A 1,159-nucleotide genomic window follows, 5' to 3' on the forward strand; every position below is an offset into this window, starting at 1 on the left:
GTGTTCGATAAGGATAAGCTGGTATTTCAGCAGGTCCCTGCAAAGATTCATATGGAGGATCTGGATCCGGCTCCGATTTACCGGGCCCACCCCGAAAAGCCAGTGGTTTCATTTTTAATCAATGTGGCCTGGGGGAATGAATACTTACAAGATATGTTGGCCGTGTTAAAAAAGAATAATGTCAAGGCAACTTTTTTCCTTGAAGGGAATTGGACCAAGAAAAATCCTGATTTGGCCAAGATGATTAAGGGCGGCGGGCATGAAATTGGAAATCATTCTTATTCACATCCCGATATGAAAAACATATCCGCACAAGCTACACGTGAGGAAATTCGAAAAACGAATGAAGTCATTGAAGCGGTGACAGGTTTGAAAATGAAATGGTTCGCACCACCAAGTGGAAGCTACCGGGATGAAACGGTGAAAATCGCCGATTCTTTCGGTATGGAGACCGCCATGTGGAGTGTGGATACGATCGACTGGCAAAAGCCAAGCCCTGAAGTCCTTCAACAAAGGGTGCTTTCTAAGATACACCCTGGCGCATTTATATTGATGCATCCGACGGAATCTACTGCAAAGTCATTGGAGACGTTAATAATTGAAATAAAAAAGAAAGATTTAGATGTTGTTACACTTTCGGAAGCAGTAGATGAAGAGCGATCGAATCCATAAAACATTGGTAACGAAAGCAGCATAGAATGATTGGGAGGAATGTTAGTTGATTAAGAAATACACGTGTCAAAATGGAGTTAGAATTGTATTGGAAAATATTCCAACTGTACGCTCAGCAGCAATTGGAGTATGGATCAAAACAGGTTCAAGAAATGAAACACCAGAATTGAATGGGGTTTCACATTTCCTGGAGCATATGTTCTTCAAAGGGACAACTACGAGAAATGCGCGTGAAATTGCCGAGTCGTTCGATAGTATTGGTGGTCAGGTTAATGCATTCACTTCAAAAGAGTATACATGTTACTATGCTAAAGTAATGGATAACCATGCAAGCTATGCGCTTGAAATCCTTGCTGATATGTTCTTCAACTCAACATTTGATGGGGAAGAATTGAAAAAAGAAAAAAATGTCGTCTACGAAGAAATCAAAATGTACGAAGACACACCCGATGATATTGTACATGACCTTTTAAGCTAGGCGGTATAT

The 1,159-nt window shown here is 40.8% G+C and carries 1 protein-coding gene and 1 pseudogene; both read left to right on the plus strand.

Features of this window, described 5'->3' with window-relative positions; genetic code table 11:
* A partial coding sequence (locus tag ACFVSH_RS26895; RefSeq protein WP_387708887.1) for a polysaccharide deacetylase family protein occupies nt 1-672 on the plus strand: 672 nt, incomplete at its 5' end.
* 46 nt (nt 673-718) lie between these two features.
* Nucleotides 719-1,147 (plus strand): annotated as a pseudogene (locus ACFVSH_RS26900) (M16 family metallopeptidase); the annotation flags it as partial.
* Between the last annotated feature and the right edge of the window lie 12 nt (nt 1,148-1,159).

The organism is Peribacillus sp. NPDC058002, from assembly GCF_042886655.1.
Classification (GTDB): domain Bacteria; phylum Bacillota; class Bacilli; order Bacillales; family DSM-1321; genus Peribacillus; species Peribacillus aracenensis.